This window comes from Microvirga tunisiensis (assembly GCF_009296175.1).
In the GTDB taxonomy this organism is placed as follows: domain Bacteria; phylum Pseudomonadota; class Alphaproteobacteria; order Rhizobiales; family Beijerinckiaceae; genus Microvirga; species Microvirga tunisiensis.
In genome coordinates this window covers 1-4383 of sequence record NZ_VOSK01000447.1, presented here as the reverse complement: position 1 = coordinate 4383, position 4383 = coordinate 1, and the positions used below count along the sequence as shown (strand labels likewise).

At 61.0% G+C, this 4383-nt stretch carries 8 protein-coding genes and 1 pseudogene; 6 read left to right on the top strand and 3 right to left on the bottom strand.

The genetic code is table 11. The features are described from left to right. The 6 genes and pseudogenes from FS320_RS39000 to FS320_RS49085 all read left to right on the top strand — a co-directional run. On the top strand, positions 1 to 125 hold a 125-nt coding region (locus FS320_RS39000; protein ID WP_152717478.1), incomplete at its 5' end, for a helix-turn-helix domain-containing protein. Positions 126 to 367: 242 nt separating this feature from the next. Further along, positions 368 to 1849 carry a nitrogenase cofactor biosynthesis protein NifB gene (nifB, locus tag FS320_RS38995; protein WP_152717732.1) on the top strand — a complete coding sequence of 494 codons (1482 nt, stop codon included), beginning with the start codon at positions 368 to 370 and terminating at the stop codon, positions 1847 to 1849. Between the two features lie 34 nt (positions 1850 to 1883). Beyond that, positions 1884 to 2117: a 4Fe-4S dicluster domain-containing protein gene (locus tag FS320_RS38990; RefSeq protein ID WP_152717730.1), complete on the top strand. Its 234-nt coding sequence runs from the start codon at positions 1884 to 1886 to the stop codon at positions 2115 to 2117. A gap of 53 nt (positions 2118 to 2170) precedes the next feature. Further along, the gene (locus FS320_RS38985) at positions 2171 to 2485 is read left to right on the top strand and encodes a nitrogen fixation protein NifZ (protein ID WP_152717729.1); all 315 of its coding nucleotides are present in this window, start codon (positions 2171 to 2173) and stop codon (positions 2483 to 2485) included. Then, a complete protein-coding gene (nifT, locus tag FS320_RS38980) occupies positions 2482 to 2694 on the top strand; it encodes a putative nitrogen fixation protein NifT (RefSeq protein WP_152717727.1) in 213 nt (70 codons plus the stop codon). Before FS320_RS38985 ends, nifT begins: the two co-directional genes overlap by 4 nt. Positions 2695 to 2736: 42 nt before the next feature. Next, positions 2737 to 3291, top strand: a pseudogene (locus FS320_RS49085) (SIR2 family protein); the annotation flags it as partial. Between the two features lie 11 nt (positions 3292 to 3302). Here the strand turns inward: FS320_RS49085 and FS320_RS46540 are convergent. The 3 genes from FS320_RS46540 to FS320_RS38965 form a co-directional block, all read right to left on the bottom strand. After that, positions 3303 to 3944 carry a hypothetical protein gene (locus FS320_RS46540; protein WP_162562921.1) on the bottom strand — a complete coding sequence of 214 codons (642 nt, stop codon included), beginning with the start codon at positions 3942 to 3944 and terminating at the stop codon, positions 3303 to 3305. A 5-nt stretch (positions 3945 to 3949) separates the two neighbouring features. Then, a complete protein-coding gene (locus tag FS320_RS38970; protein ID WP_152717725.1) occupies positions 3950 to 4135 on the bottom strand; it encodes a hypothetical protein in 186 nt (61 codons plus the stop codon). Between the two features lie 37 nt (positions 4136 to 4172). Beyond that, positions 4173 to 4383, bottom strand: a 211-nt coding sequence (locus tag FS320_RS38965; protein ID WP_192926402.1) for a transposase, incomplete at its 5' end; no start/stop codon positions are given.

The following is a 4383-nucleotide window of genomic DNA, read 5'->3' as shown; positions in this document are numbered from 1 at the left end:
GGCTGATCGACGCGATGGAGAAGGCCGGCTGGGTTCAGGCCAAGGCGGCTCGTATCCTGGGCCTCACGCCGCGGCAGGTCGGCTATGCCCTGCGCCGGCATGGGATCAAGCTGAAACAGTTCTAAACGTCCTGAGGACTTCAAACGTCAGGCCGGGGATGCCCCTCGTCGCGCTCTGTATGCCTGAGACGCGTCGCCTCTCGCGACGCAGTTCGTTTGACCATTGTCGGAAGCCTGACAAAATTGTGTCGGAGCAAACCGACAGAATCGGACACGAAAAGCCAACACATTGAATTGAATCGTTTTTTAGGGGTGGCATCGCTCTTGCGTTTTGAACTGCGACGCTCACCCAGCAATGGAGCCGTTCGATGTCCGAACCGATGATTTCGCTCGAGAGCCTGACCAGCACGAAATCGTTCGACCAGTTGCTGGCGACCGCGAAATCCGGTGGCTGCGCGTCTTCATCCTGCGGCTCGTCCGCAAAGCCGGACGACATGGACTCGGCTATCTGGGAGAAGATCAAGGATCACCCCTGCTTTTCAGAGGAAGCGCACCACTATTTCGCGCGCATGCATGTCGCGGTCGCCCCAGCCTGCAACATCCAGTGTAACTATTGCAATCGCAAATATGACTGCGCCAACGAAAGCCGACCTGGGGTTGTCTCGGAAAAGCTGACGCCCGAGCAGGCGCTGCGCAAGGTGATGGCGGTCGCCAACGAAGTGCCGCAGCTTTCCGTGCTCGGCATCGCTGGACCGGGCGATGCCTGTTACGACTGGACGAAGACCAAGGCCACGTTCGAACAAGTCGCCAGGGAAATCCCTGACATCAAGCTGTGCATCTCCACCAATGGGCTCGCGCTGCCGGACCATGTCGCCGAGCTTGCCGACATGAATGTCGATCACGTGACGATCACCATCAACATGGTCGACCCGGAAGTCGGCGCAAAGATTTATCCTTGGATCTTTTATGACCACCGCCGCTACACCGGAATCGAAGCCACCCAGATCCTGCACAAGCGACAGATGTTGGGCCTGGAGATGCTGACCGCGCGCGGCATCCTTACCAAGATCAATTCGGTGATGATCCCTGGCATCAACGACGAGCACCTGATCGAGGTGAATAAATGGGTCAAGGAGCGCGGCGCATTCCTGCACAACGTCATGCCGCTGATTTCCGACCCGGCGCACGGTGCATATTACGGCCTGACCGGGCAGCGCGGCCCAAATGCGATGGAGCTAAAGGCTCTTCAGGATCGTCTCGAAGGTGGCGCCAAGTTGATGCGCCATTGCCGGCAGTGCCGGGCCGATGCCGTCGGCTTGCTCGTCTCGGATCGTGGTCAGGAATTCACGCTCGACCAGATTCCCGGCGAGGTCACCTACGATGCCAGCAAACGCGAGGCCTATCGGGAGGTGGTCGCGCGTGAGCGCGGTGATCACGTGGCGGCTAAGAGTGCGGCGACCGGGATGGTCAAGGCAGCTGGCTCCGGCAAGTCGCTGCTCGTCGCGGTGGCGACTAAGGGTGGCGGCCGCGTCAACGAACACTTCGGCCATTCGAAGGAATTCCAGATTTATGAGGCCTCGCCGACAGGGATCAGCTTCGTCGGGCATCGCAAGGTCGAGCAGTATTGCCTCGGCGGCTGGGGTGAGGACGCCACCCTCGACGGCGTCATCGCTGCGCTCGAAGGCATAGACATCGTGCTGTGCGCCAAGATTGGAGATTGCCCCAAGGATCAGCTCACGGGAGCCGGAATCCGAGCAACGGACGCTTATGGCTATGACTACATCGAGACCGCGATCAGCGCGCTTTACACCGCCGAGTTTGGGGTCGAACCTCTGGCGGCGACGACATGAGCGGTCTCATACCAACCAAAACCGGAGTCGAAGAATGGCCTTCAAGATCATCGCATCCCAATGCACCCAATGCGGTGCCTGCCTATTCGAATGTGCCTCCGGCGCGATCAAGTTCAAGGGTGAAACCTACGTGATCGATCCGGACAAGTGCACTGAATGCGAGGGGGTCTTCGATACGCAGCAATGCGCCTCGGTTTGTCCGGTGCCGAAGACCTGTATTCCCGCGACCTCCAATTCGGCGACCGACACGGTTGGGGTCGCCTCCTGAGGAGGCCTTGAACTTCTCTATTGACAAGCTGCAGCCGCCAGAAAGGAACCGCCATGGGCCTCGGACGCGAACAGGAGGTCGAAATCCGCAAGCCTCCACGATTTATGCCGGGTGAGCGGGTCCGTGCCACACGCCACATCAGGAATGACGGAACCTATCCTGGCAGGGAGATCGGCGAAAACCTCGTGCGAAAGGGAGACGACGGTTATGTGCGCGACGTCGGTACCTTTCTCCAGCAGTTCTACATCTATGCGGTCGAATGGATCAATCGTGGTACCGTCGTCGGCATGCGCGCGCGTGAACTGATGAGCCTCGACAAAGCCGGGTCTCCTTGCAGTGCCGAAACCAGTGAAGGAACAGCCAGATGAAGGTCATGATCCGCAGGACCGGCGCCGGCTTGTCGGCGTATGTTCCCAAGAAGGATCTCGAAGAGCCGATCATCGCGGTCGAGAATGAAGATTTGTGGGGCGGCGCCGTAACGCTCAGGAACGGCTGGCGGCTCGTCCTGCCCGACCTTCCGCAGGGTACGCGTCTGCCGATCACCGTCGAGGCAAGGAAGATTTCCGACGAGGACTGAGGCTGCGGGTTGACAGGATGACAGCGGCAAGAGGAAGCGAGCATGAACACGACCCTGACCTCGGGCCATCTCTTCGTCATGCAAAACAGTGATGCCGAAAAGCGGCTTGACCTGCTGAAGGAAGCGCTCGCCGCCGATGAGATCATCCTTCTATTTCGGTCCGGGGCTCCTGCGGCTCAGCTCCGCGGAACCGCCTGTACCGCACACGCGGGACGCCGTCGCCGCGGCACTCAACACGCGGGCGCCAGCCCCGTCCAAGATCCGCACCAATATGTGGTCGGTCGCGCAGTTCATCGTACAGCCGGGCATCGTCGGACGCTTCAAGCTTGGATGGCCGAGCTATTGGCGGCGCCGGCGGCGCCGACGGTCCTCCACACCTGGCTCGCAACGCTGCCGCTGTCCCTCATCGTCGACAGTTGGTACGATGGCGCTAGGCGCGCGGCCCTGGCAGAAACCGGCCGAACGGACGTCGTCGAGATACAAGGCGTCACGCAGGCGAACGAAATCGGCGACATTTGGACGAAAACCTACGATTTGTCTGGGAGGGAACTCGAACCCGGATCAGCGGCAAAGACAGTTCTCTATACGCGTCAGGGCAGGTTGGGACGTCATCGCTCAAGCCTCACCTGCTGCGTCGCTGATCCTGTGCGCGATCTCCCGTCGAGACCTCGTCTCAAAGATGACTTTGAGGCCGCAAACGAGGCGAGGTCGGAGAAAAACCTCTCCGTCACGAGCGCGAGCGCCGTCCCGGTCCCGCTGCAGATCACAGCTGTATGCTCCAGGATGACAGCAGGTTGGGACTGGTGCGCTGAGGTGCTGAGCCACGACGGATCCTCACAAGGATCAATAGCGAGGGGCTCAACGTGTACTGTGAGGGTGCGACGGGAGGGATGGAGCGGCGCAACGACGGTTCCAAACGGCACATCGGTCGTTTGCAGATCCTCATTCATGCCTGCTGCCAGGCGTTGTGGCACGAACCAGTTCTCGGCCGTCGCGAGCGGCAGCGGGCCCCGCATGATGCGAACCTGCCGGAAATGGACGGTTTCGCCTGTGACAGGGGCTAGAGCTGTGCTGACATTGTCCGGCACGACCGACAGCACTTGCCGCTGATGGCACGCGGCGGTGATCGGTCCTTGCGAGAGGCCATGTTCCTCGCACCAGGCCAGGAGGGTTTCGGTGGCCGTGGCCCCGGCGCTCAGGCGGGCGCTCAGGTCCTGAATGAGGGCATCGGTGTCGGATCGTGCCGTCATGACGCTCAAGGCTCTTCCGCACCGGCTGTGGCCTGCCGATTGATCGCATGCGAGACCAACTCGAGCTCGTGATCGGACAGAGCTGTCGGCGGAGGGGTCAGGAGCACGTTGTCGATCAGACGGGTGGCCCCAACATAGGCAGCCACACACAGGGCAGCCGGCTGCTCCACCAAGCCATGGATGGCGTCCAATGGACTTGCTCCGCTTTTGATACTGCTGGCGAATTCATCATGCTGGGACGGGAGCCATCATGAGCTTGGTAAAGGCGGATTGCCGGGTTCGTGCGAGCGGCGTGCCCGCGAACCAAGCCCCTAGTCGGATGAGGTTGATGGCAGCCGCCGTCAGCACGTGCTGGAGATGCGTCTTGGTGAGACCGATGTAGCGGGAGCGTCGCAGGTGCAGGACCCGGACCCCGGCGGAGATTGTTCCTTCGATGCCG